We start from the raw sequence: 23,107 nt of genomic DNA on the forward strand, positions 1-23,107 counted from the left end.
TTAATCGCGGGTATATACACGTTCCATGCTTACCTCCCAATGTTTATGCACCAACCTGCGTCGTGCCGCCCGTGGCGTCAGCAGGCACTACGACGGCGCCCTCGATGGCTTCGGAATCAACGTCGCCCAGTATTCTTTGCTGTGTAACCTGCAGCGTCTGAATCAACCGAGTATTTCCAGCCTGGCCGATGCCATGGGCCTGGACCGCAGCACCCTGGGGCGTAACCTGCGGGTGCTGGAGGGCGAAGGCCTGGTACGGTTGGTCGAAGGCGATGACCTGCGCAACCGTCTGGTGGTGCTCACGGAGCAAGGCAAGCAGCGCCTGGCGGCCGCATTGCCGGCCTGGGAAGCGGCGCAGCAGAAACTGATCGATAAATTGGGCGTGCAAAAACGCGAAACCCTGTTGGCCTTGCTGGATGAACTCGCTTAAACGCGGGCTTGTTCGAATACAAGCGGGTATATACCCGTAGCGGAGAATAATAATGACCTCGATGTGGCGTACCAGTGGCTGGATTCTTGTCGGGAGTGCGCTGATCCTGGCCCTTTCCCTGGGCGTGCGGCATGGCTTTGGTTTGTTTCTGGCACCCATGAGCGCTGAGTTCGGCTGGGGTCGTGAAACCTTTGCCTTTGCCATCGCCTTGCAAAACCTGATCTGGGGCCTGGCGCAGCCGTTTACCGGAGCCCTGGCCGACCGCTTTGGCGCGGCCAAAGTGGTGATGATCGGTGGCGTTCTGTATGCCTTGGGCCTGGTGTTCATGGGCTTGTCCGATTCGGCGTGGTCGCTGTCCTTGAGTGCCGGCTTGTTGATCGGTATCGGCCTGTCCGGCACCTCATTCTCGGTGATCCTCGGCGTGGTCGGACGTGCCGTGGCCCCGGAAAAACGCAGCATGGCCATGGGCATTGCCAGCGCCGCCGGTTCCTTTGGCCAGTTCGCCATGTTGCCGGGCACCCTCGGCCTGATCGGTTGGCTGGGCTGGTCCGCCGCCTTGTTGGTGCTGGGGCTGCTGGTGGCGCTGATCGTGCCGCTGGTGACGATGATCAAGGACCGCCCGCTGCCGGTCATGGCTGGCCAGCAAACCCTGCGCGAGGCTTTGCATGAAGCCTGTTCCCATTCCGGTTTCTGGTTGTTGGCCTTTGGTTTTTTTGTCTGCGGATTCCAAGTGGTGTTTATCGGCGTGCACTTGCCGGCCTACCTGGTGGATCAGCACCTGCCGGCGACCGTCGGCACCACGGTGTTGGCGCTGATCGGCCTGTTCAATATCTTCGGCACCTACACGGCGGGCTGGCTCGGCGGGCGGATGTCCAAACCGCGTTTGCTCACCGCGCTGTACCTGCTGCGGGCGGTGGTGATCGTGTTGTTCCTGTGGGCGCCAGTGACGCAAATGAGTGCCTACCTGTTCGGCATGGCCATGGGCTTTTTATGGCTGTCGACCGTGCCGCTGACCAACGGTACGGTGGCGACCTTGTTTGGTGTAAGAAACCTGTCGATGCTGGGTGGGATCGTGTTCCTGTTCCATCAGTTGGGCTCGTTCCTCGGCGGCTGGCTGGGGGGCGTGGTCTATGATCGAACCGGTAATTACGATTTGATCTGGCAGGTGGCGATCGTCTTGAGCCTGGTCGCGGCCGCCCTTAATTGGCCCGTGCGTGAGCGGCCTGTGGCCAGGTTGCAAGCGCAGATGGGGGTAGCATGAACTCGATCGGGTATTGGGTTGGCGCAGCCGGCCTGCTGACGCTGTTGCTGCTGGCCTGGTGGGGCTGGCAGCGCAGCGGGCTGGCGTTGATGCAACTGGGTATGTCGATCTGTTAAGTTGTTTGCCTGACTTTGTCCAAGGACACCCGACATGTTGATGCGTTGGCTTGCAGTACCCGCCCTGATGATGGCCTTTGGTGGTGTCGCCATGGCCGCCGATTGCCCAACGTTGCTTGAGGGCCAGTTGCCCAAATTGCGCGCCAAGGAGTCCATCGACCTGTGCCAGCGCTTTGCCGGCAAGCCTCTGGTGATCGTCAATACCGCCAGCTTTTGTGGGTTCGCCCCGCAGTTCAAGGGGCTGGAGGCGTTGTATCAGCGCTACAAAGGCGACGGCCTGGAAGTGATTGGTGTGCCCTCCGATGACTTCAAGCAAGAAGCCAAGACAGGCGAGGAGACGGCCAAGGTCTGCTATGTGAACTACGGCGTGACGTTCACCATGACCGAGCCACAGAAGGTCAGGGGCCCCGATGCGGCGCATCTGTTCAAGGTCCTGGCCGAGCAGAGCAACGCGCCGAAATGGAATTTCTACAAGTACGTGGTGGATCGCCAGGGCAAGGTGATCGCCAGCTTCTCCAGCCTGACCAAACCGGATAGCCCGGATCTGATCAAGGCCGTGGAGCAGGCACTGGCTTCCAAACCCTGATTATCAGCCACTAAAAAGCCCCGCCTCCTTTGCAGGAGAGCGGGGCTTTTTTATGCAGCGTTGGATCAGAACTTGTATGTCATGCCCAGGCCGAAACCGTTGGCGCTGTTTTTGTACTTGGCGTTGTAGCTGGCCAACTGGTTGGAGCGGTTGACGCTGACTTCTTCTTCCCTGAGGTAGGAGTAGGCCAGGTCGATGGTCATGTTATCCATGACGGCGTAGCCCAGGCCAACGCTGAAGATGGTCCGGTCGCCGGTAGGGATACGTGGCGAACGATCAGTGCTGTTGGTTGGCGACTGGTCGAAGGTCAAGCCGGTACGCAGCACAACCTGCTTGGTCAACTGGTAAGAGGTACCCACGGCATAAGCCCAGGTGTCGTGCCAGTTCTGTTCTTCCTTGATGGTACCTACCAGCGTTGGGGCGAAGCCGCCGCCGGCGGTGGTGACGCCTTTGTTGTTGACGGTGATGTCCTTCAGACGGCTCCAGCGCGTCCAGGTGGCACCGGCATACAGCTTCCAGGCGTCGTTCATGTCCTGGGTAACCGATAGATCCCAGGATTCAGGGGTGTCGATTTTCAGCGAGGCGTCATAACGACCGGTCGCCAGGGCGCCGGAGGTGATGGCCGGGGCGTTCACTTCGGTGTGGCCTTCAAGCTTGTACTTGACCTTCGAGTGGTAGGTCAGGCCAACGCGGGTGCTATCGGTTGCCTGGACCAGCACGCCGGCGTTGAAGCCAATGGCAGTATCGTCGCCCTTGATCTTGATCCGGGTGTCAGGCGCAGCAGGGTTCAGTGTCAGTTCTGATTCCAGGGTGCCGGCAATGCGGTTGAAGGTTGGACCAAAACCGACGGAAACCCTGTCGTTGAAGGCATAGCTGACGGTTGGCTGGAAAGTGATGACTTGAACTTCACTTTTGCTGCCAAAGCCACGGCCCTGATATTTGCTCTCGTAGTCGGTAATCAGGCCGAACGGTGCATACACACCGAAGCCGACTGCCCACTGGTCACTGAGTTTGTTGGTGTAGAAGCCGAACGGTACCGCCGTGAAGGGGACCATGTCGCCTTTGTTGGTGCCGCTGGAGCGACCGCTGACATCTTTGATATCAGTGGAAGCATCAATCGCCGCAACACCGCCCGTGACTTGCTGGCCTTCAAGGCGAGCCATACCGGCAGGGTTGCCAAAAACAGTGCTTGCATCATCGGCAGAAGAAGAACGGCCCGCGAACCCGGTACCCATCCCGCTGACGCTTTGTTCGTTGAGGGCAAAGCCGCTTGCGAACAGTTGGGAGGAGGCCATGGCAACGGCGAGGCTAAGTGTGGTCTTGAGCATTACTTTTTTCATTATTAGAACTCCGGGGTGATCACCGCTGCGGAAAGTATCAATAAAATTAACTTAGCGCTATAGGCTGTAATGCCGGAGATAGAGCGGTTTTGTAGGACAATCCGACCAAAATTGCCGCTTTTTGCCGAATCTTGCAAAGCGCCCGATCAGCACGCGACCTGATTCATTGGGTTTACACAGGTTTGCCAGGCCTGGGTGTAATCCCGCAGCCGACCCTGAGGGTGAAATATTTCTTTCCAGATACGCGCCATTGCCAGCAGATCGTCGGGTTGGGGCAGTTCGGGGCGATGTTGTTCCACCAGCAACCAGGCGATGGCGGTGGCGTAGCGCAGGTTGACCGTCAGTTCCAGCTGCGGCCCGCTGAGGAAGGCATGCTGGCTGGCGAGGCCGCGCACCAGGCTGGCACGTTCCGGGTCGAGGGCCAGGTAGCTGTCCCATAAGGCCCTGTGGCGCGATTCGGTAATGCGGTACAGGCCGTGGCCGCGCCGGTCATGCAGGGCCGAGCCCAGTTCCGATTGGCTGGCGGCAACCCCCAGCAGCAGGGATTCTGCGGTTTGGCTGTGGCGACCCAGGTAAATCAGCGTGGGTCGGATCACATAACGACACAATTCGCTGGCGGCAATGCCCATAGAACCCTCGGAACCCTTGAAAATGGTCGGCGATGCCTGAGAAGGGGGGGGGTGCTTGGCAGCGGTGGATCGGATCTCAGGCTCGCCGGAGGCGGATCATGCCGCCTGAGTTGAAGTGTAGTGTCAGATTCACGACGTAAAGGTCTGTTTTTAAAATATTTCCGGTGGGGGGTTATAAGCGTTATATCTGTTTGACCTAAAGCCAACCGACAAAAAACCGAATTCCAGGCAATAAAAAACCCTGCTCTGCGGGCAGGGTTTTCGATGTTCAGCGTCGGGTCAATCAGGCAACCAGGGCCTGACGGGTACGCTCGATCACGGCCTGCAGCGGCTCTGCGCTGGAGTATTGATCGGGGTACAGGCGCTCGCTGTGACGAGCGATGCCGTGTTCGTTGACCAGGGTGAAGCTGAAGCAGCCTTTGCGAGCGGCCATGATCAGGCAGTTCATTGGAGCAAAAGCATTGGTGAGGGTGCGAATGGCATCCTGAGTATGGATTTGAGTGGACATATTATTGGTGTTCCTACAAATGACACGGTTAAGAACCGTGCAACGTTAAAACGTTCCAGTGACGCTGATCACCATTGATCATGCGAAGAACCCGACTGGAACAAAGCAGCCAGTTTGAAGCGCTGAATAATTTGGCGCGCTTGGGCTGGCAGGTAGGTACTTAGGAGGGCAGGCAACACAACAGGGGCAAAGGTTCTGGGCCCAGGGTGAAGATCCTGATCAATTTGCAGGTTGGTTCGGTCAGAGTATGGAAACTTCGCGACACCCTTTGCATTGTTCAAAGGCAGTGTCGTCTCAAGTGATACCTGGAAACCATCGAGGTGGTCGATCCCATCAAGATTGACAAAACTTCTCTTTAGGGAAGCTACGTCGCGGGGATTTGTTCGACCAGAATTGACTTTCAGCTTGGTACTAACGCTGCGGATAGTAATGGCTTGAAACCGGTAAAGCAAGTGTGTTAGCAAAAATACCTTACTTGGGCCCCTGGTACAGCCCACGCTTGTGTGTCACCCCTGTAACGTTTTGGGCCACAAAGCGGCGGCGATATAACCACCAGGCAGGTAGTTGTGCACATTGGTTGCGCAGTGTGTCACCCGGAAGGCGTGTGGTCGGATTAGCCCACGAATGCCTGCATCGAAAATTTAAGTCAATGAAAAATCTGGCTTTTTTTTATTGGTGAAAAAATCGTCAGTTTAAGCGCGGCCCCCGTTCCATGGGCCTTTGCGCGAGTTAAAGCACGGTTGTCCACTGAGTTATCCACAGCTTCTGTGGATTGTCCCAAGCGCTTGCTCTAGAACGGGCGTGCCGGGTTTTTTCAGCTTTACCCGTACGAAAAAAGGAGTAGAGTGGCGCGCCTTCCGTTCTGCCCTACAGTGCTTTATGAAGTTTCGCTCAGTATCACCCGCTGTTACCGACAACCCTCCGAGTGTTACCCCGCCCAAGCGTTTCTCTTTGAAAGTCGCGCTGTGGCTGCTGGATAACCCGCGCATTGGCGATAACCCCAATATCAAGCACTTCGCCGGGCGTTTGCTCAAGCAGCCCGCCCGTGAAGGGGTGGTCGTGGCGCAGAGTCGCCTGGGCCTGTTGATGTGCCGTGAGTGCGGCAATGCCCGGGACCGCCGCATCGGCCACGACCTGCTGCGCCAGGCCGCCCGTGCCGGCGACCCTGGCGCCCAGCGTGAACTGGGTCAGATCAAAGACTGAGCTGTCCACGAAGCGCCTGCTTGGTTAACCTTCCTCTTTTACCGTAATGGCAGGAATGGCTATGGCTTTTGACTGGACCAGTGTGGCACTGGGCCTCGCCGCTGCGGCGTTGCCTCTGATGGTCCTGTGCTGGCAGATCCAGCGTCGCCTGAACGCTCGCAGCGCCGGTTGGGAGCTGTTGGAGGAGCGCCTGGCTACCGCGCAGATGGCCCAGGAAGGGCTGGCCGCACAACTGGACGCCAGCCGTGACGAGATCAGCGACCTGAGCCAGGCCAATGCGGCCAAACAGGCCGACCTGGCGGCGGTACGCCGGGAAGTCGAGCTGCTGCAGATCGACCGCGACAACGCCCGCGATGCGGCCCACGCCTGGAACCTCGAGCGCTCCGCTAAGGAAGGCGAGCTGCGCCGCCTGGACGCCTTGTCGGCCTCCCTGCGTGCCGAACTGCGCGAGCAGCAGGACAGCCATCAACAACGCCTCAACGACCTGCAAGGCTCGCGGGATGAGCTGCGCGCGCAGTTCGCCGAGTTGGCCGGGAAGATCTTCGACGAGCGCGAGCAGCGATTTGCCGAAACCAGCCAGCAACGCCTCGGGCAATTGCTTGACCCGCTGAAGGAGCGCATCCAGTCGTTCGAAAAACGCGTGGAAGAAAGCTATCAGAACGAGGCGCGGGAGCGATTTTCCCTGGGCAAGGAGCTGGAGCGCCTACAGCAATTGAACCTGCGCCTGTCGGACGAAGCCACCAACCTCACCCGCGCCCTCAAGGGGCAGAAGACCCAAGGCAACTGGGGTGAGTTGATTCTGGAGCGGGTGCTGGAACATGCCGGCCTGGAGAAGGGCCGCGAGTACCAGACCCAGGTCAGCCTCAAGGGCCCCGATGGCGAGCGTTTCCAGCCCGACGTGCTGATCATGTTGCCGGGCGACAAGCAGGTAGTGGTGGACTCCAAGGTCAGCCTGACTGCGTATCAGCAGTACGTGGCGGCCGATGACGAGGTGATCGGCCAAGCCGCCCTCAAGCAGCACGTGCTGTCGCTGCGCAATCATGTCAAAGGCTTGGCCGGCAAGGACTACAAGCGTCTTGAAGGCTTGCACAGCCTGGATTTCGTGTTGTTGTTCGTGCCCATCGAGGCCGCGTTTTCAGCTGCGTTGCAGGCCGAGCCGAACCTGTTCCAGGAAGCCTTCGACCGCCATATCGTAATCGTCAGCCCGACCACCTTGCTGGCGACCCTGCGGGTGATCGACAGCCTGTGGAAGCAGGAGCGGCAAAGCCAGAACGCCCGGGAAATTGCCGAACGCGCCGGCTGGCTGTACGACAAGTTCGTATTGTTTATCCAGGACCTGGATGAAGTGGGTAATCGCCTACAACAGCTGGATAAGGCTTACAGTGCAGCGCGCAACAAGCTCACAGATGGTCGCGGCAATCTGGTCAGCCGGGTGGAACAATTGAAGCTGCTCGGCGCGCGCGCCAGTAAAGGTCTGCCTGCGGATCTGTTGGAAAAAGCGATGACCGACGAAGATGGCGTCGCCCAGCTACCTGACTAGACGCAGAACCGAAATGCGGGAGTGGGCTTTTGTGGGAGCCGGAGGACGCGCACGCTTCAATGATCAGGTCGGCTCTAAGGCCGCCTCGCTTTGCTTGTGATTTTGATCTCAGGCGCCCCGTTAAACCACGCTGGCCGTCATCCGATATTGATTTGGGGGGTAACCCGGCAGGACGCCGGGTTAGCCGCGCTGGGCCATGGATGGCCCATCGCGGCGGCCCCCCAAATCAATGTCGGATGACGGGCACACCGAGCCCAGGCGAGGTGCCGAGTGGTGGGGCAGGAGCCCTTTTGGTTACTTTTGGCTGGGCCGGCACTCCGGGCTCTTTTCCAAAAGTGACCCGCCGTAAGGGCGGAACCAATAGCCGCCGTGACCGCAGCAATGGATCTGTACACAACCCCAAGAACCACGAAAGAGTCGTGTAGATACCGTTGACCATCGCAGGCAAACCAACTCCCACACGTTACAACGGCAAATGCCGATTCAGCAGCGCCCGCAACGCCGCCGGTTTCACCGGTTTGGCCAGGTAATCCAAGCCCGCCGCATGCACCTCGGCCACCATTTCCGGCCGGCCATCGGCGCTGATCACCACCCCCGGAATCGGTTCCGCCAGTTGTGCGCGCAGCCAACCCATCAATTCGGTACCTGTCTCGCCGTGGTCCAGGTGGTAATCCACCAGGGCCAATTGCGGGCGCATGCCTTCTGCCAGCAACACGGCGCATTGCGCCTGATCGCGTGCGGTCCAGACCTGGCAGCCCCAGCGGCTCAACAGGCTGCGCATGCCAATCAGGATGCTGTCTTCGTTGTCCACGCACAGCACCTGGGCGCCGCTCAACGGCAGGCCCTTTTCCGGTGTGGCCTGTACCTGCACGCTGGTCTGCGCCTTGGCCAGCGGCACGCTGACGCTGAACACGCTGCCTTTGCCTGGCCATGAGCGCACGCGCAAGCGGTGGCCGAGCACTCGGCACAGGCCGTCAGCAATGGCCAGGCCAAGGCCCAGGCCTTTCTCGGCACGGGTCTGGTGGCTGTCCAGGCGCTTGAACTCTTCGAAGATGACTTTCTGTTTGTCCAGCGGAATGCCCGGGCCACGGTCCCACACTTCCAGGCGCAGTTCGCCACGCCGCCGTCGTACACCCAGCAGCACCGGGCCGTGGGCATAGCGGAAGGCGTTGGTCAGGAAATTCTGCAGGATCCGCCGCAGCAGTTTGATATCACTGTCGACGCGCAAGCGACTGCCGCGCAGGCGGAAACGCAAGCCTTGCTCCTGGGCCAGCACCTTGAACTCCGCGCCCAGGGCGTCGAACAGTTCGCTCAAGGCAAATGGCTGACGCTGAGGGTTGATTTTGCCGTTTTCCAGGCGGGAGATATCCAGCAAGTCGCTGATCAGGTCTTCGGCCGAGCGCAACGAACTGTCCAGGTGCTGCACCAGTTGCCGGGCTTCGCCGGACAAACCTTCGCTCTGGTGGGAGAGGGCGGCCGAGAACAGTCGCGCAGCGTTCAGCGGTTGCATCAAGTCATGACTGACCGCGGCGAGGAAGCGGGTTTTCGACTGGTTGGCCGACTCGGCCACACCTTTGGCATCGGTCAGGGCCACGTTCAGCTGCGACAGTTCATGGGTACGCTCGGTCACCCGCTGCTCCAGGCCCTCGTTGGCCTCGGTCAGGGCCTGCTCGGCCTCGCGGAAGGCAGTAATGTCAGTAAAACTCATGACGAACCCGCCACCCGGCATCGGGTTGCCGATCAGCTCGATCACCCGCCCGTTGGGAAACAACCGTTCCGAAGTATGGGCCCGGCCCTGGCGCATCCAGTGCAGGCGCCGTGCCACGTGGACTTCGGCCTCGCCCGGGCCGCACAGCCCGCGCTCGGCGTTGTAGCGAATAATGTCGGCAATCGGCCGGCCGACGCTGATCAGGCCCTCGGGGTAGTTGAACAGCTCCAGGTAACGACGGTTCCAGGCCACCAGCTTGAGGGACTGATCCACCACGCTGATGCCCTGGGTGATGTTCTCGATCGCGCCCTGCAACAGCGCCCGGTTGAACTGCAGCACTTCGGAGGCTTCGTCAGCGATACGGACTACGTCCTCCAGCTGCATTTCGCGGCCTTCAATCGCTGCTTTCACCACCGCCCGCGTCGACGATGCACCCAGTACGCCAGCCAGCAGCCGTTCAGTGTGGGCGATCCAGTCGTTGTCGGCATTCTGGTTGGGATTAAAGCCCTTGCCTTGGCGGTAGGCGAAGCGGATGAAGCTCTGTTGCGCTCGTTCTTCGCCGACAAAACGCGCGGCCAGGCTCAACAGGTCATTGATCTGCACCGAGAGCATGGAGCGGGCGCTGGCGCGCTGGCTGGTTTCCTGGCCGATGAACCGCCCGGCCTGCCAATGCTCCGATACCCGTGTGCGCGACAGCACCGAGACCCAGGCGAACAGGGTGAAGTTACCCGCCAAAGACAGCACCACGCCCTGGGTCAGTGGGGTGATCGGCAGCCCCAGTGGGTTGCCATGCAGCCAGGCCAGGCCCGGGAAGATATTCAGCGACCAGCCCAGGCTATGGGCGGCAATTGGCAGCACCAGGGTGTAGAACCACAGGAAAGTGCCCGCCGCCAGGCCGGCAAACACGCCGCGCCGGTTGGCTTGCTTCCAGTACAGCGCGCCGAGCATCGCCGGTGCCAGCTGGGTCACGGCGGCAAACGCAATCTGGCCGATGGTCGCCAGACTGGCGGTGGAGCCGAGCAAGCGGTAGCTGACATAGGCCAGCAGCAGAATGATCACGATACTGACCCGGCGTACCGAGAGCATCCAGTGACGGAAGACTTCGAACGGGCGCTCGGCGTTGGTTCGGCGCAGCAGCCACGGCAGCAACATATCGTTGGAGACCATGGTCGACAGCGCCACACTGGCCACGATGACCATGCCGGTCGCCGCCGACGCACCGCCGATAAACGCCAGCAGCGCCAGGGCCGGATGGGCTTCGGCCAGAGGCAGGCTGATCACGTAGGAGTCCGGCAGTACCGAGCTGGGCAGCAGCATCTTGCCGCCCAGGGCAATCGGCACTACAAACAGTGCGGCCAGCACCAGATACGCCGGGAACACCCACTTGGCCAGGCGCAGGTCCTGGGGCTCGATGTTCTCCACGACAGTGACGTGGAACTGGCGGGGTAGACAGATGATCGCCATCATCGCCACGCCGGTCTGCACCACCATCGAGGGCCAGTTGACGGTCTCTTTCCAGTATTCCTCCAGCCTCGGCGCAAGCATTGCCTGGCTGAACAGATCGTTGAAACCGTCGTACAGGCCGTAGGTCACAAACGCACCCACGGCGAGAAACGCGAACAGCTTGACCAGAGACTCGAAGGCAATCGCCAGCACCATGCCACGGTGGTGCTCCGTGGCGTCGAGGTTGCGCGTGCCGAACACGATGGTGAACAGCGCCAGCACCAGGGACACGATCAGGGCGGTGTCCTGGGCCCGCGTGCCGGTGGCATCGGCGCCGGCGCCAATCAGCAGGTTGACCCCCAGCACGATGCCTTTGAGTTGCAGGGCAATATAAGGCAGCACGCCCACCAGGCAGATCAGCGCCACGACCACGGCCAGGGACTGGGATTTGCCATAGCGCGCGGCGATAAAGTCGGCGATGGAGGTGATGTTTTCCTGCTTGCTGATCAGAATCATCTTTTGCAGGACCCAGGGCGCCAGCACCAGCAGCAGGACGGGGCCCAGGTAGATCGGTAAAAATGCCCACAACTGTTCGGCGGCCTGACCTACAGCGCCGAAGAAGGTCCAACTGGTGCAGTACACCGCCAGCGACAGGCTATACACCCACGCACGCACCCGTGGCGGCAGGGGCGCACGGCGGCGGTCACCGTAGAAGGCGATGGCAAACATAATGGCCATATAGGCCAGGGCAACGGCGGCGATCAGCCCGCTGGACAGCGTCATGAATACTCCGGACATAAGAACGCCCAGGCATTCCAGGCCCGGGACGACAGTCTCGCATGATGGCCGGGGTTAGTCAGTGCCGACGAAGGTCGGGTAGGGGGCAGTTCCTACGATCGTGGCGGCAGGGTCTTCTGGCGCAGGATGTAGATTGTCACCAACACCGCACTGGTCAACATAAAACCCCGTGCCCAGGGCAATGGCACCAGGTAGCAAGAGATGCCGATGCTCAGCCACATCAGGCCGATTGCATAGACTTTGCCCTTGAGTGGGATGCCGTTGCCATCGAGGTAATCCCGAATCCAAGGGCCCAGGCGCGGATGGTTGACCAGCCAGTCGTAGAAGCGCGGTGAACTACGGGCAAAGCAGCCGGCGGCCAATAGCAGGAAGGGGGTGGTCGGCAAGACCGGCAGGAAGATTCCGATCACCCCGAGCACTACGCTCAACCAGCCAATGGCCAGCAGCACGTAGCGCACAATCGGGGAGCGGTTGCCCATGGGCGCCACGGGCGGGGGACTCAGTGATGGCGAGGCTTGAGGATCGCCGGTTTTTCGTCGGGGGCGTTGCACAGCAGGTACAGGGCGGTCAGTGCTTCCGGGATCTGTACGATCATGTCGTCCATCAGGTTGGCATCGCTGGCGATGTCGGCGAACTCAGGCTGGTCGTCGAACAGGCCGGAACCGACCATGATCGGCAGCAGCATTTCGCTGACTTCTTCCTCGGCGGTTTCGAACCAGGCGGCTTCACGCAGGAACACACCTTCCATGAAACCAATGCACCAGCCGCGCAGGTCGGAGTCGTCCGGCTCTTCGCCGAGGTCGAGCTCACAGGGCAGCTCGAACTCTTCATCGGAGGCCAGTTGGCGGGAGATGTGGGCCTTGAGCTGGATCAGGGTTTCTTCGATCTCGCTGCGCTGGGCCTCATCCTTGTAGTGTGGCTCTTCGGCGAACAGGGCGTCGATCCATTCACGATCAGGAACCGGTTCGGAGCAGATCGACAGCGCAGTCAGGTAGCCATGGGCGGCCACGTAGTCCAGCGCCTCGTCATGCAGCTCATCGGCATCGAGGAAGGCTTGCAGGCGGTTTAGTTGCTCAGCGAAGGACATTGAAAGACTACCTTGGGAATATACGATGCTGAATTCTAGGCTTTCTTGAGCGTGCAGGCCAGCCGCACGGCATATTTGCAAGGTTTTCAGATGGGCCGCTATTCGTCAGCGGCGCCCTTTGCCGGGGAGTGCTCGGGTATACTGCCGCGTTTTGTGATGCCCCTGCAGGCCGGATGCGGTTGCGGGAAAAGTTCGCTTACGGATTATTTTCCGGCCAGGCGTGCTTTTTCAGCCAGCCTGTACAGAGGGATTTCGGTGGAATTTGGAGTTTTTCATGCTTGAACAGGCTCAACGCGTCCTCAAGGACATCTTCGGCTACGACAGCTTTCGTGGCCGCCAGGGTGCGATCATTGAGCGCGTGGCCAGCGGCGGTGATGCCCTGGTCCTGATGCCTACCGGCGGCGGTAAGTCGTTGTGCTTCCAAGTGCCGGCATTGTTGCGCGAAGGGCTGGCGGTGGTGGTCTCGCCGTTGATCGCGCTGATGGACGATCAAGTGGCCACCCTGGAAGAACTGGGCGTCGCCGCCGCCGCGTTGAACTCTACCCTGAGCGCCGAGCAGCAGCGCGACCTGGCGGCGCGGATCCGCCGCGGCGAAGTGAAAATGCTCTACCTGGCGCCCGAGCGTCTGGTCCAGCCGCGGATGCTGGCGTTCCTGCAGAGCCTGGAAATCTCCCTGTTCGCAATCGACGAGGCCCACTGTGTTTCCCAGTGGGGCCACGATTTCCGCCGTGAATACCTGCAATTGGGGCAACTGGCCGAACTGTTCCCCAACGTGCCGCGCATCGCCCTGACCGCCACGGCCGATAAGCGCACCCGCGAAGAGATCGTCGAGCGCCTGCACCTGCAGAACGCCGAGCGTTTTCTCTCCAGCTTCGACCGTCCGAATATCTTTTACCGCATCGTGCCCAAGGAACAGCCGCGCAAGCAGTTGCTGGCGTTCCTTTCGGAGCGGCGCAGCGATGCCGGGATTGTCTACTGCCTGTCACGCAAGAAGGTCGATGAAGTGGCGGCGTTCCTGTGCGAGCAGGGCTACCCCGCGCTGCCTTACCACGCTGGCCTGCCCAACGAACTGCGGGCCTACCACCAGAAGCGCTTCCTCAACGAGGAAGGCCTGATCATGGTCGCGACCATTGCGTTTGGCATGGGCATCGACAAGTCCAACGTGCGCTTCGTGGCCCATATGGACTTGCCCAAATCCCTGGAAGCGTACTACCAGGAAACCGGGCGGGCCGGGCGTGATGGCCTGCCGGCGGATGCCTGGATGGTCTATGGCCTGCAGGATGTGGTGATGCTCAAGCAGATGCTGCAGAACTCCGAGGGCGATGAGCGCCACAAGCGCCTGGAGCAGCACAAGCTCGACGCCATGCTGTCGCTGTGCGAAGAAACCCGCTGCCGTCGCCAGACCTTGCTCGCCTATTTCGACGAAGACATGCCCCAGCCCTGCGGGCATTGCGACAACTGTGTAGATGGTGTGCAGACCTGGGATGCCACTGAGCCAGCACGTCAGGGCCTGTCGGCGATCTTCCGTACCGGCCAGCGTTATGGCGTCGGCCATCTGGTGGATGTGCTGCTGGGCAAGGACAACGAAAAAATCCGCAGCTTTGGCCACCAGCACCTGTCGGTGTATGGCGTGGGCAAGGCGCGGGCTGAAGGCGAATGGCGCTCGCTGTTCCGCCAGATGGTGGCCCGTGGCCTGGTGGATATCGACCTGGAAGGCTACGGCGGCCTGCGCTTGAACGACAGTTGCCGGCCACTGCTCAAAGGCGAGGTCAGCCTGGAGCTGCGCCGCGACCTCAAGCCGCAGACCACTGCCAAATCCAGCAGCACCAGCCAGGCCAGCCAACTGGTGCGTGGCGAAGAGCGCGAGCAGTGGGAAGCCCTGCGTGCCTTGCGCCGCAAGCTGGCGCAAGAGCACAGCGTGCCGCCCTACGTCATCTTCCCCGACTCCACCTTGCTGGAAATGTTGCGTGAGCAGCCCACCACCATGGCCGAAATGGCTCGGGTCAGTGGCGTCGGTGCGCGCAAGCTGGAGCGTTATGGCCAGGCCTTCCTGGAAGTCCTGGGCGGCCAGGCCGAGGCGCCGAAGGAAGTCGCCGATATCCGTCACGAACTGATCAGCCTGGCCCGCGCCGGCATGACCCCGATCCAGATCGCCGGGCAGTTGCAGTGCTCGGAAAAGAACGTCTACACCTTGCTGGCCGAGTCCATTGGCAAGCAACAGCTGTCACTGGAACAGGCCCTTGATCTGCCGGAAGACTTGCTGGGTGAAATCCAGGATGCGTTTCTCGATGGTGAAGGCGAGTTGCCACCCGTTTCCGATATAGCTCCGCTGTTCACCGGGCGAGTGCCTGAGGGTGTTTTGTACTGTGTACGGGCCGCTTTGCAGTCGGAATTCGAGATTTGATGCGTCAATTACGACAATGTAACGAATCAGTACATTGCAAGCCTTGCCTACTGTCATAGGTCATGCTTAGCTGACTAATAATTAGCCACACTTTATTTTCAGTCTAACCCATGAGTTTTTTATGCCGTTAACCGATCAACACCGTTTTGGCATGCAGTTGGCGCAAATGTCCCGTGGCTGGCGCGCCGAGTTGGATCGCCGTCTGGCAGGGCTTGGGCTGTCCCAGGCCCGCTGGCTGGTGCTGCTGCATCTGGCCCGCTTTGAAGAAGCGCCGACCCAGCGTGAGTTGGCCCAGAGCGTCGGGGTGGAAGGGCCCACATTGGCGCGTCTGCTCGACAGCCTGGAAAGCCAGGGCCTGGTGCAACGCCAGGCTGTGGTAGAAGACCGGCGCGCCAAGCGCATTGTGTTGTGTGATCCGGCAAGGCCGCTGATTGATCAGATCGAGACCATTGCCACGGCTTTGCGCCAGGAGCTTTTTGTGGGGGTCGATGAGGAGGATATGCGGGTGTGCATGCGGGTGCATGGGCATATCCTGGCGAACCTGGAAAAGACCTGATCTGATTACGCCGCTGATCAAAATGTGGGGGCGGGCTTGCTCGCGATGGCGTCGGGTCAGTTACTGGATATTTGGCTGACACTCCGTCATCGCGGGCAAGCCCGCTCCCACACAAGCCTGCTCCACCTCGGCTAAGTGTTTTTCTTAGAACGTCTGCCCAAGATTCAGATACACCGCCTTCTGATTGTCATCATTGAACCCATAACTGAAATTCAACGGCCCCAGCGGTGTATCAAACCCGAGGAAGATGCTCGCGGCATTGATATAGCCACTGTCGAATTCATTGTCGTTGTTCCACGCCCGCCCCCGTTCCAGGGAGGCGCCCAGGTACAGTGGGAAGTCCAGCGGCAGGTATGAGCGTGGGGTCAGGCGGCGGTAGTAGACGGCGCGCATCAGGCTGATGTTCTGCCCGGAAATCGCATCCTGGCGGAACCCTGACAGCTGCCGCGCACCGCCCAGCAGGAAGCTGGAAATCACCACGTCGGAATTATCCAGAGTGCGTCCGTAGCGACCGCCCAGTACCAGGGTGTCCGGGCCGTGGCTCATGGCCTTGTCCAGCTTGAACTCCCATTGCCGGTAGCGCTGGTCGGAGCCCAGGCCGGGTTCGAATTCGCGGTAGGCCAGGCCAATGTCTTCGCCGGTATGGGGGAAGTACACGTTATCCAGGGAGTCGAACGAGTACTTCAGTTCGTAGAAGCCCTCGCTGAAGCTCACGCTTGGCAAATCGCGGTCGCCAATGCGCACATCGGCCTTGCCCCAGGCCTCGCCGACACCGAAGCGGATTTCGCCGCTGTTGCCGATCTGCCGGCCGACGTTCAAGCCAAAACCATAGCGCTCCAGGCGGTACTCGGAGATCGGGTCGTTATCCAGGATCAGTTCGACGTTCTGCGCCTGGGCGCTGATATAGGGGGCGACGAAATAGCGGGAGCCGGTATCCATCGGCTGGTAGAACTCGCTGTACAGCTCCTGGCGATCACCGATCTGCACCCGGGTCAGCCATTCGGCGCCGAGGCGGTTGATGCCGTTGATGCGGTAGCTGGCGCCGAGGTTGAAGGCGCTGTCGCCGCGCATGTCATCGGACAGGTTGAGCCCCAGGCGCAGGTAGTCGGTGCCGCTGCGTTTGCCGCGCGCGCTGATGACCAGGGTGTTGTCCGGGCCTTTTTTTACCACGCGGTATTGCACCTGATCGAAGTAATCCAGGCCGTACAGGGTGCCCATATCCGATTGCAGGCGCGCCAGGTTCAGGGGCTCGCCAATGGGTTGGCGGATGTAGTAGCGGATCACGTCGTCGCCGACTTTCGAGTCGTTCTCCACCTTGATTGCGGTAATCGTCGGGTTGCGCTGGCCCGGCGTGCGGGCGGCGGTCAGTTCGGCGTCCACGGACCCGGTTGGGCGCAGGCGTGCCAGGCGGGTATCCAGCGCGCGGGTGGCGCGGTAGCCGGCGTCGATCATGTCCTTGGCGCGGCCAAAATCGGTCACGCCATACGCGGCCAATGGTGGCTGGATCAGCACATCGCCTGCGTGCAGGGCCTTGAGTTGTTCTTCGGAATTTCGGCGGGTCATCAGGGTGATGGACTGGTTGAGCACATCCACCACCGTCGTCAATTGCTTGCGGCTGCGCAAGGGCGTGCCGATATCCACCACAATGGCGACATCGACCCCCATCTCACGCGCCACATCCAGGGGGATGTTGTCGGTCATGCCGCCATCCACCAGCAGCCGGCCGTCCAGCTCCACCGGGGCGAACACTGCGGGGATCGACATGCTGGCGCGAATCACCTGGGGCAGATGGCCCTTGCGAAACACCACTTTTTCGCCGCTGGTGATGTCAGTGGCCACGGCGCGGAATGGAATCGGCAGCTTGTCGAAGTCGCGGGTGTTGCTGCTGTGGGCGAACATGCTCTCCAGCAGCAGCGCCAGGTTCTGGCCCTGGATCACGCCCAGGGGCAGGCCCAGGCTGCCGTCATCGCGAAAACTCAGTTTCTGCTTGATCAGGAAGTCCCGGTCATCCTGTTTGCGCCGGAACGGCACGTCTTCCCTGGGCGGGGCATCGGACAGTGCCAACTGCCAGTCGATGCTCAGGGCGAGCTTTTCCAGTTCATCGATCTTGTAGCCTGATGCGTACAGCCCGCCAATCACCGCGCCCATGCTGGTGCCGGCAATCGCGTCGATGTGGATGCCTTGCTCTTCCAGGGCCTTGAGCACGCCGATGTGGGCCAGGCCGCGGGCAGCGCCGCCGGAGAGCACCAGGCCGATTTTCGGGCGCGGGGCTTCCACGGCGTGGACAAAGACAGGGAGTAGGCACAGCAACAGGCAGGACAACAGGCGGCGCATCATCAATCTCGGGGCTGGACGATAAAGGCCGGTATTATAGCCATCCGATTCACCTGTCCCGTCATGCAGGAGTCTGTCATTTCATGTCCACTGCCAAGCCTGAGATTGTCATCACCTATTGCACCCAATGCCAGTGGCTGCTGCGCGCTGCGTGGCTGGCCCAGGAACTGTTGAGCACCTTTGCCGATGACCTCGGCAAGGTGGCGCTGGAACCGGCGACCGGCGGGGCGTTTCGCATTACGTGCGACGGTGTACAGATCTGGGAGCGCAAGGCCGATGGCGGGTTCCCGGAGGCCAAGGTGCTCAAGCAGCGGGTGCGCGACCAGATTGATCCGCAGCGTGACCTGGGGCACAACGACCGCGCCTCGTAAACGGCACTGCCGGCGCTTGGCCGGCAGTGTCGGGTGCTTTACTTGGCGGCCATTTTATTCTTGATCCAGCCGACGACAAACGTCAGCACCAAGCCGCCCACACCACCGCCAACGATATTGCTGCCCACCGCCGCAACATCCAGGGCTCCGCCCGCCGGCATGCCGCTGATGGCCGAGACGATTTGCCCCAGCACCAGGCCGCCGACGCCGCCGACCAGGGTGTTGAGCCCGGAACCCAGGCCTTGCTTGCTCAGGCCGGCGATATTGCCGCCGACCGCGCCGCTGATGATCTGAATGATCAGGGTGATAAACATGTCCATGGTGAAACTCCTGCAGAGCGTTAGGGGAGTGACCACTCGCATGCAGCAACTTCAAGGACCACGGCTGTCGTCGAGGAGTCTGTATCCGTTGAACGACAGCTGACTGTTGCGGATACAAAAAGTATAGATCAGGCCGCGGCCGTCGGTTGCCTGGCCTTGACAGGGCGGCTCATCAAGCCTGAGACGACAATGGCGGCAATAATCAGCACACCGCCCAGCAGCATGCGCAGGGTCGGGGTTTCGCTGAACAGCAGCCAGGCCACGGTGATGCCATACACCGGCTCCATGGCGAATACCACAGCAGCGGTGCGCGCCTTGAGCACCTTGAGGCTGGCGACAAACAAGCTGTGGGCCAGGCCGGTACAGAACACCCCCAGCAGGCCGATCCACAACCAGTCCAGGGCGCGTACTTCTGCGAGGCCTGGGGCCGCGACGGGCAGCAGGCACAGGGCGACTACCACGTTCTGGCACAAGGCCGCCTGCACGGGCGGGATGCTGGCGCTGGCCCGGTTGTTCAATGACAGCAGCGAGAACAGCAGGCCCGAGACCACGGCCCAGACCAGGCCGCTGGTGGCCTGGCTGGCGAGGTCGAAGTCCGGGGTGACCAGCACCAGGCCGACGCTGACCAGCAGCACCAGCACCATTTCATTGGCGCGGATCCGCTCGCGAAAGATCAGCCCTTCGAGGATCACCGTAAACGCCGGGAACGTGGTGAAACCCAGCGTCGCAATCGCCACGCCGGCCACTTTCACTGCAATAAAGAAACTCACCCAGTGCCCGGCCAGCAGCAAGCCGCTGAGCAGCAGGCGCCGCAGGTCGGCGCTGTACAGCTTGTGCCAAGGGGTGTTGCTGGCGAAGCGGGCGAATAATGCCAGGGCTAGCACGGCGAAGGCGGCGCGGCCAAACACGATAATGCTCGGCGAGGCGGCGGCGAGTTTGCCGAAGACGCCGGTGAGGCCAAACATTAATGCACCGATGTGCAGGGCGCCGAGGGCTGTGCGCGGGGTCATGACAATCCTTAAAACAGTGGGCAGGCAGGCATCCAGTCTAGAGCGCCTGGCGCCTGGGTGTCTGTCGTGGGAATCGCCGGTTTTATCGCAGGACTAGCGCCGGTTGTCGAGTCGGCGCAAGGCTCCGGGCGAGCTGCCGAACTCGCGCAACACGGCGGCGGAAAACGCACTTTGCGAGGCATAGCCAACCCGCGCGGCGATCTCGCCAATCGGCAGGTGGCTGTCGCGCAGCAAGCCACGGGCCATGTGCAGGCGACGATTGCGGATGTAGTCCATGGGGGTCAACCCGCATTCGGCGACAAAGCGTGCGTGCAAGCGGGCGACGGACATATCCGCCAGCCGTGCCAGATCCGCGACCTGCAGCGGGTAGGCCGCATGCTGGTCGATATGGGCATTGAAGGCGCCATAGGGCAGGCGTCGTGCGCCGGTGTGGGCGGGTGGCTGGCCATTGAGCGTGGCCAGTAGCAGCACCGCACCTTGTTGGGCGATCAAGGGGTCATCCAGTGCGCCGCTCGCCAGCCAGTTGACCAACTGGCCCTGGCGGCTATCCAGGCTCACCCGCGCCGGCCGATCCAGCAGGCGGCGACTGGCATCCGCGTGCTCGCCCAAGGATTGCACCATCCACTGTTCGTCGGGCACATCCAGTACCAGGCAGTGGCTGCCCTGGGGGCTGCCGCAGGCGTGATGGGCGGAGAAGGGCAGGACCATCACCCCTTGCGGGCAAATTTCGCCGCCGATGCCTTCCACCTCGAAATCCAGGCGGCCGGCCAGGCCGAACACCAGTTGCGCATGGTCATGGCTATGGGCAATCAGGTCGTGGGTGTAATGGCGCAGCGTGAGGGTCGGTCTCATCGCAATCTCCCGGGCAGGCCGGCAGTTTACACCGCCCCACGGGCGGCGGGCGCTGTCATCTGCCTGACGCAAGACTGTCATGGGCTATTAATTGCCCGGGCGCAAGCTGGCGAAAACACCCCTGAGGTATGCCCATGACCAGCGCCGAGCTCGCCAAACCCAGCCGCAAGCAACGGGTTCGTACCCTGTGGATCTCCGACGTGCACCTGGGCACCCGGGACTGCCAGGCCGAACATCTGTCGCAGTTCCTCAAGGGCTACCACGCCGACAAGGTGTACCTGGTGGGCGATATCATCGACGGCTGGAAACTGCGCAGCGGCATGTACTGGCCCCAGGCCCACACCAACGTGATCCGCCGCCTGCTGACCATGAGCAAGCGTGGCACCGAGGTGATCTACGTCACCGGCAACCACGACGAGTTCCTGCGCCGCTATTCAAAGCTGATCCTGGGCAATATCCAACTGGTGGACGAAGCGGTGCATGTGACTGCCGATGGCCGGCATTTGCTGGTGATCCACGGCGACCAGTTCGACGTGATCACCCGCTACCACCGCTGGCTGGCGTTTCTTGGCGATTCGGCCTACGAGTTCACCCTGACCCTCAACCGCTGGCTGAACCACTGGCGGGCGCGTTATGGCTATGGCTACTGGTCACTGTCGGCGTACCTCAAGCATAAGGTGAAGACAGCGGTGAGCTTTATCAGCGATTTCGAGGAAGCCATCGCCCATGAAGTGACCAAGCGCGAGCTGCACGGCGTGGTGTGCGGGCATATCCACCATGCGGAGATTCGCAAGGTGGGCGAGGTGGACTACCTCAATTGCGGGGATTGGGTGGAGTCGTGCACGGCATTGATCGAGCACTGGGATGGGCATATCGAGTTGTATCGGTTGGCGGATGCCCAGGCCAAGGAGGCGCAGGTCAAGGCCGAAATGGTTGCTGGCTGAAGATCGCCTCGGTCAAAAAAATGTGGGAGCGGGCTTGCTCCCACATTTGGATAGCGTTTTGTCTTAGGGTTTACATACGTGCGCAATGGCATCGGCAAGCAACCCCAGGCGCGTCTCATCAATCCCGGCCACGTTGGCCCGCCCGGAACTGACCATGTACACGCTGTGTTTTTCCCGCAGCTGTTTCACCTGTTCGGCGCTCAAGCCGGTATAGGAAAACATCCCGCGCTGCACGCCGACATGGGCAAAACGCTCAGACAGCCCGTGGGGCGCCAGCGCTTCGACCAGGCCCGAACGCAATTGCGCGATACGCGAGCGCATGCCTTCGACTTCGCTGCTCCACAGCTGTTTGAGCTCCCTATCACCGAGGATGGTCGCGACCACGGCAGCGCCATGATCCGGCGGTGTCGACCACAGGTTGCGCGCGATAAACGCCAGCTGGCTGCGCACATCCAGCAGTTTCTCGGCATCGTTGGCACACACAATCAGCGCGCCGACGCGGTCGCTGTACAAGCCGAAATTCTTCGAGCAGGAGCTGGTGATCAGCACCTCAGGCAGTTCATCGGCAAACAAGCGCACCGCCCACGCGTCCTGCTCCAGGCCATCGCCAAAACCCTGATAGGCGAAGTCGATCAGCGGCAGCAGTTGGCGCTCGCGCACGATCTGCAGGACCTGGCGCCAGTCGTCCTGGGACAGGTCGAAACCGGTAGGGTTATGGCAGCAGGCATGCAGCAGCACCACGTCGCCCTCGGGCACGGTGGCCAGGGTGGCGAGCATGGCCGGCACGTCCAGGCGGTTATCACTGCCCACATAGGGGTAGTGGCTGACCTTGAGCCCGGCCTTGGCGAAGATGGTTTCGTGGATCGGCCACGTCGGGTTGCTCAGCCACACGCCACGGCCTGGCAGGCTGTGGGCGATAAAATCGGCGCTCAGGCGCAGGGCGCCGGTGCCACCTGGGGTTTGCGTGGCGCCCGTGCGGTGTGCCTTGAGCAGCGCGGAACCGGCGCCCAGCACCAATTCACTGATCAGGCGGCCGAAAGCCGGGTCGCCATGCCCGCCGATGTAAGTCTTGGTGGTTTGCTGGTCGACCAGGCGCTGCTCGGCGCGTTTGACCGCCTGCAGGATCGGGGTCAGGCCCTGGGCATCTTTATAGACGCCTACGCCCAGGTCGAATTTTTGCGGGTTGGTGTCCTTGGCATAGGACTCCATCAACCCCAGGATCGGATCACCGGGCACCCGGCCAATCGCGGCGAAATGCATTACTTGCGGCCCTCGGCGTCCTTGGCCACTTCGTCAGTGCGTGCGGCCATGATGAAGTCGTTGCGGTGCAGGCCCTTGATGGAGTGGCTCCACCAGGTCACGGTGACTTTGCCCCATTCGGTCAGCAGGCCAGGGTGATGACCTTCAGCCTCGGAGATTTCGCCCATGGCGTTGGTAAAGGCCAGGGCGAATTTGAAGTTCTTGAACAGGAATACTTTTTCCAGTTGCATCACGCCGTCGCGCACTTCGATGTTCCAGTCGGGGATCTGCTTGATCAGCGCCGGCAGTTCTTCGTCGCTGACTTGTGGGGCATCGGCGCGGCAGGCTTCGCAATGGGCTTGGTTCAAGGTGGTCATAACGGTGTTCCTGAAATCGAGTATGTGGAATTCGGTTGCCAGTCGCGTCAC

21 protein-coding genes are annotated in these 23,107 nt (G+C 61.2%); 9 read left to right on the plus strand and 12 right to left on the minus strand.

What is annotated here, in order from left to right:
- Positions 1 to 25: 25 nt before the first annotated feature.
- The 3 genes from PSH80_RS07115 to PSH80_RS07125 all read left to right on the plus strand — a co-directional run bounded on the left by PSH80_RS07115 (position 26) and on the right by PSH80_RS07125 (position 2,393).
- Entirely contained in the window at positions 26 to 430 is a 405-nt protein-coding gene (locus tag PSH80_RS07115; RefSeq protein ID WP_305419667.1) for a MarR family winged helix-turn-helix transcriptional regulator, read from the plus strand.
- Positions 431 to 491: 61 nt separating this feature from the next.
- Positions 492 to 1,691, plus strand: a complete 1,200-nt coding sequence (locus PSH80_RS07120; RefSeq protein ID WP_162947787.1) for an MFS transporter — start codon at positions 492 to 494, stop codon at positions 1,689 to 1,691.
- Positions 1,692 to 1,841: 150 nt separating this feature from the next.
- A complete protein-coding gene (locus PSH80_RS07125; RefSeq protein ID WP_198792351.1) occupies positions 1,842 to 2,393 on the plus strand; it encodes a glutathione peroxidase in 552 nt (183 codons plus the stop codon).
- A 65-nt stretch (positions 2,394 to 2,458) separates the two neighbouring features.
- Here PSH80_RS07125 and PSH80_RS07130 read toward each other — a convergent pair whose 3' ends face one another.
- The 3 genes from PSH80_RS07130 to PSH80_RS07140 all read right to left on the minus strand — a co-directional run bounded on the left by PSH80_RS07130 (position 2,459) and on the right by PSH80_RS07140 (position 4,870).
- Positions 2,459 to 3,733: an OmpP1/FadL family transporter gene (locus tag PSH80_RS07130; RefSeq protein WP_305419670.1), complete on the minus strand. Its 1,275-nt coding sequence runs from the start codon at positions 3,731 to 3,733 to the stop codon at positions 2,459 to 2,461.
- A gap of 146 nt (positions 3,734 to 3,879) precedes the next feature.
- Positions 3,880 to 4,362 (minus strand): hypothetical protein, encoded by a 483-nt coding sequence (locus PSH80_RS07135; protein ID WP_057958860.1) that lies wholly within the window; start codon positions 4,360 to 4,362, stop codon positions 3,880 to 3,882.
- Positions 4,363 to 4,645: 283 nt separating this feature from the next.
- On the minus strand, positions 4,646 to 4,870 hold the full coding sequence (locus PSH80_RS07140) for a hypothetical protein (RefSeq protein WP_007898912.1): 225 nt from the start codon (positions 4,868 to 4,870) through the stop codon (positions 4,646 to 4,648).
- An 879-nt stretch (positions 4,871 to 5,749) separates the two neighbouring features.
- Here PSH80_RS07140 and PSH80_RS07145 point away from each other — a divergent pair.
- Both PSH80_RS07145 and rmuC read left to right on the plus strand, forming a co-directional pair.
- Entirely contained in the window at positions 5,750 to 6,073 is a 324-nt protein-coding gene (locus PSH80_RS07145; RefSeq protein ID WP_057438775.1) for a sel1 repeat family protein, read from the plus strand.
- Positions 6,074 to 6,248: 175 nt separating this feature from the next.
- Positions 6,249 to 7,613 (plus strand): DNA recombination protein RmuC, encoded by a 1,365-nt coding sequence (gene rmuC, locus PSH80_RS07150; protein WP_169960423.1) that lies wholly within the window; start codon positions 6,249 to 6,251, stop codon positions 7,611 to 7,613.
- Between the two features lie 463 nt (positions 7,614 to 8,076).
- On the opposite strand, the gene PSH80_RS07155 is transcribed toward rmuC, so the two are convergent.
- The 3 genes from PSH80_RS07155 to PSH80_RS07165 all read right to left on the minus strand — a co-directional run bounded on the left by PSH80_RS07155 (position 8,077) and on the right by PSH80_RS07165 (position 12,649).
- Positions 8,077 to 11,547, minus strand: a complete 3,471-nt coding sequence (locus PSH80_RS07155; RefSeq protein WP_115127648.1) for a PAS domain-containing hybrid sensor histidine kinase/response regulator — start codon at positions 11,545 to 11,547, stop codon at positions 8,077 to 8,079.
- A gap of 107 nt (positions 11,548 to 11,654) precedes the next feature.
- On the minus strand, positions 11,655 to 12,041 hold the full coding sequence (locus PSH80_RS07160; RefSeq protein WP_057438777.1) for a YbaN family protein: 387 nt from the start codon (positions 12,039 to 12,041) through the stop codon (positions 11,655 to 11,657).
- A 20-nt stretch (positions 12,042 to 12,061) separates the two neighbouring features.
- Positions 12,062 to 12,649 carry a YecA family protein gene (locus PSH80_RS07165; RefSeq protein WP_057438778.1) on the minus strand — a complete coding sequence of 196 codons (588 nt, stop codon included), beginning with the start codon at positions 12,647 to 12,649 and terminating at the stop codon, positions 12,062 to 12,064.
- Positions 12,650 to 12,923: 274 nt separating this feature from the next.
- Here PSH80_RS07165 and recQ point away from each other — a divergent pair, with 274 nt between their 5' ends.
- Together recQ and PSH80_RS07175 are read left to right on the plus strand one after the other, a co-directional pair.
- A complete protein-coding gene (gene recQ / locus PSH80_RS07170) occupies positions 12,924 to 15,053 on the plus strand; it encodes a DNA helicase RecQ (protein WP_057438779.1) in 2,130 nt (709 codons plus the stop codon).
- Between the two features lie 121 nt (positions 15,054 to 15,174).
- Positions 15,175 to 15,609, plus strand: coding sequence for a MarR family transcriptional regulator (locus tag PSH80_RS07175; protein ID WP_198792348.1), 435 nt, complete (start codon positions 15,175 to 15,177; stop codon positions 15,607 to 15,609).
- 144 nt (positions 15,610 to 15,753) lie between these two features.
- Here the strand turns inward: PSH80_RS07175 and PSH80_RS07180 are convergent, their stop codons facing one another.
- Complete coding sequence (locus PSH80_RS07180; protein WP_305419677.1) at positions 15,754 to 17,943, minus strand: patatin-like phospholipase family protein; 2,190 nt, start codon at positions 17,941 to 17,943, stop codon at positions 15,754 to 15,756.
- A gap of 83 nt (positions 17,944 to 18,026) precedes the next feature.
- Here PSH80_RS07180 and PSH80_RS07185 point away from each other — a divergent pair, with 83 nt between their 5' ends.
- On the plus strand, positions 18,027 to 18,314 hold the full coding sequence (locus tag PSH80_RS07185) for a SelT/SelW/SelH family protein (protein WP_057438781.1): 288 nt from the start codon (positions 18,027 to 18,029) through the stop codon (positions 18,312 to 18,314).
- Positions 18,315 to 18,352: 38 nt separating this feature from the next.
- Here the strand turns inward: PSH80_RS07185 and PSH80_RS07190 are convergent, their stop codons facing one another.
- The 3 genes from PSH80_RS07190 to PSH80_RS07200 all read right to left on the minus strand — a co-directional run bounded on the left by PSH80_RS07190 (position 18,353) and on the right by PSH80_RS07200 (position 20,496).
- Entirely contained in the window at positions 18,353 to 18,634 is a 282-nt protein-coding gene (locus tag PSH80_RS07190; protein WP_057958864.1) for a hypothetical protein, read from the minus strand.
- Between the two features lie 128 nt (positions 18,635 to 18,762).
- Complete coding sequence (locus PSH80_RS07195) at positions 18,763 to 19,644, minus strand: DMT family transporter (protein WP_305419680.1); 882 nt, start codon at positions 19,642 to 19,644, stop codon at positions 18,763 to 18,765.
- A gap of 93 nt (positions 19,645 to 19,737) precedes the next feature.
- Positions 19,738 to 20,496: an AraC family transcriptional regulator gene (locus PSH80_RS07200; protein ID WP_198830792.1), complete on the minus strand. Its 759-nt coding sequence runs from the start codon at positions 20,494 to 20,496 to the stop codon at positions 19,738 to 19,740.
- 134 nt (positions 20,497 to 20,630) lie between these two features.
- On the opposite strand from PSH80_RS07200, the gene PSH80_RS07205 reads away from it, so the two are divergent.
- Positions 20,631 to 21,440: a UDP-2,3-diacylglucosamine diphosphatase gene (locus tag PSH80_RS07205; RefSeq protein ID WP_057438785.1), complete on the plus strand. Its 810-nt coding sequence runs from the start codon at positions 20,631 to 20,633 to the stop codon at positions 21,438 to 21,440.
- 63 nt (positions 21,441 to 21,503) lie between these two features.
- On the opposite strand, the gene PSH80_RS07210 is transcribed toward PSH80_RS07205, so the two are convergent.
- Positions 21,504 to 22,700, minus strand: coding sequence for an amino acid aminotransferase (locus PSH80_RS07210; protein WP_198818163.1), 1,197 nt, complete (start codon positions 22,698 to 22,700; stop codon positions 21,504 to 21,506).
- On the minus strand, positions 22,700 to 23,056 hold the full coding sequence (locus tag PSH80_RS07215) for a 4a-hydroxytetrahydrobiopterin dehydratase (protein WP_057438787.1): 357 nt from the start codon (positions 23,054 to 23,056) through the stop codon (positions 22,700 to 22,702). The genes PSH80_RS07210 and PSH80_RS07215 overlap by 1 nt, the downstream gene beginning before the upstream one ends.
- Positions 23,057 to 23,107 lie beyond the last annotated feature (51 nt).

Origin of the sequence: Pseudomonas sp. FP818 (assembly GCF_030687335.1) — a bacterium.
GTDB lineage: Bacteria > Pseudomonadota > Gammaproteobacteria > Pseudomonadales > Pseudomonadaceae > Aquipseudomonas > Aquipseudomonas shahriarae.

Coding starts and splice junctions, on each gene's coding strand:
- PSH80_RS07205 (WP_057438785.1), top strand. CDS start 20,631: ATGACCAGCGCCGAGCTCGCCAAACCCAGCCGCAAGCAACGGGTTCGT.
- PSH80_RS07215 (WP_057438787.1), bottom strand. CDS start 23,056: ATGACCACCTTGAACCAAGCCCATTGCGAAGCCTGCCGCGCCGATGCC.
- PSH80_RS07130 (WP_305419670.1), bottom strand. CDS start 3,733: ATGAAAAAAGTAATGCTCAAGACCACACTTAGCCTCGCCGTTGCCATG.
- PSH80_RS07140 (WP_007898912.1), bottom strand. CDS start 4,870: ATGTCCACTCAAATCCATACTCAGGATGCCATTCGCACCCTCACCAAT.
- PSH80_RS07125 (WP_198792351.1), top strand. CDS start 1,842: ATGTTGATGCGTTGGCTTGCAGTACCCGCCCTGATGATGGCCTTTGGT.
- PSH80_RS07200 (WP_198830792.1), bottom strand. CDS start 20,496: ATGAGACCGACCCTCACGCTGCGCCATTACACCCACGACCTGATTGCC.
- PSH80_RS07135 (WP_057958860.1), bottom strand. CDS start 4,362: ATGGGCATTGCCGCCAGCGAATTGTGTCGTTATGTGATCCGACCCACG.
- PSH80_RS07115 (WP_305419667.1), top strand. CDS start 26: ATGCTTACCTCCCAATGTTTATGCACCAACCTGCGTCGTGCCGCCCGT.
- PSH80_RS07155 (WP_115127648.1), bottom strand. CDS start 11,547: ATGACGCTGTCCAGCGGGCTGATCGCCGCCGTTGCCCTGGCCTATATG.
- recQ (WP_057438779.1), top strand. CDS start 12,924: ATGCTTGAACAGGCTCAACGCGTCCTCAAGGACATCTTCGGCTACGAC.
- PSH80_RS07165 (WP_057438778.1), bottom strand. CDS start 12,649: ATGTCCTTCGCTGAGCAACTAAACCGCCTGCAAGCCTTCCTCGATGCC.
- PSH80_RS07120 (WP_162947787.1), top strand. CDS start 492: ATGTGGCGTACCAGTGGCTGGATTCTTGTCGGGAGTGCGCTGATCCTG.
- PSH80_RS07180 (WP_305419677.1), bottom strand. CDS start 17,943: ATGCGCCGCCTGTTGTCCTGCCTGTTGCTGTGCCTACTCCCTGTCTTT.
- PSH80_RS07160 (WP_057438777.1), bottom strand. CDS start 12,041: ATGGGCAACCGCTCCCCGATTGTGCGCTACGTGCTGCTGGCCATTGGC.
- PSH80_RS07175 (WP_198792348.1), top strand. CDS start 15,175: ATGCCGTTAACCGATCAACACCGTTTTGGCATGCAGTTGGCGCAAATG.
- PSH80_RS07210 (WP_198818163.1), bottom strand. CDS start 22,700: ATGCATTTCGCCGCGATTGGCCGGGTGCCCGGTGATCCGATCCTGGGG.
- PSH80_RS07195 (WP_305419680.1), bottom strand. CDS start 19,644: ATGACCCCGCGCACAGCCCTCGGCGCCCTGCACATCGGTGCATTAATG.
- PSH80_RS07185 (WP_057438781.1), top strand. CDS start 18,027: ATGTCCACTGCCAAGCCTGAGATTGTCATCACCTATTGCACCCAATGC.
- PSH80_RS07145 (WP_057438775.1), top strand. CDS start 5,750: ATGAAGTTTCGCTCAGTATCACCCGCTGTTACCGACAACCCTCCGAGT.
- PSH80_RS07190 (WP_057958864.1), bottom strand. CDS start 18,634: ATGGACATGTTTATCACCCTGATCATTCAGATCATCAGCGGCGCGGTC.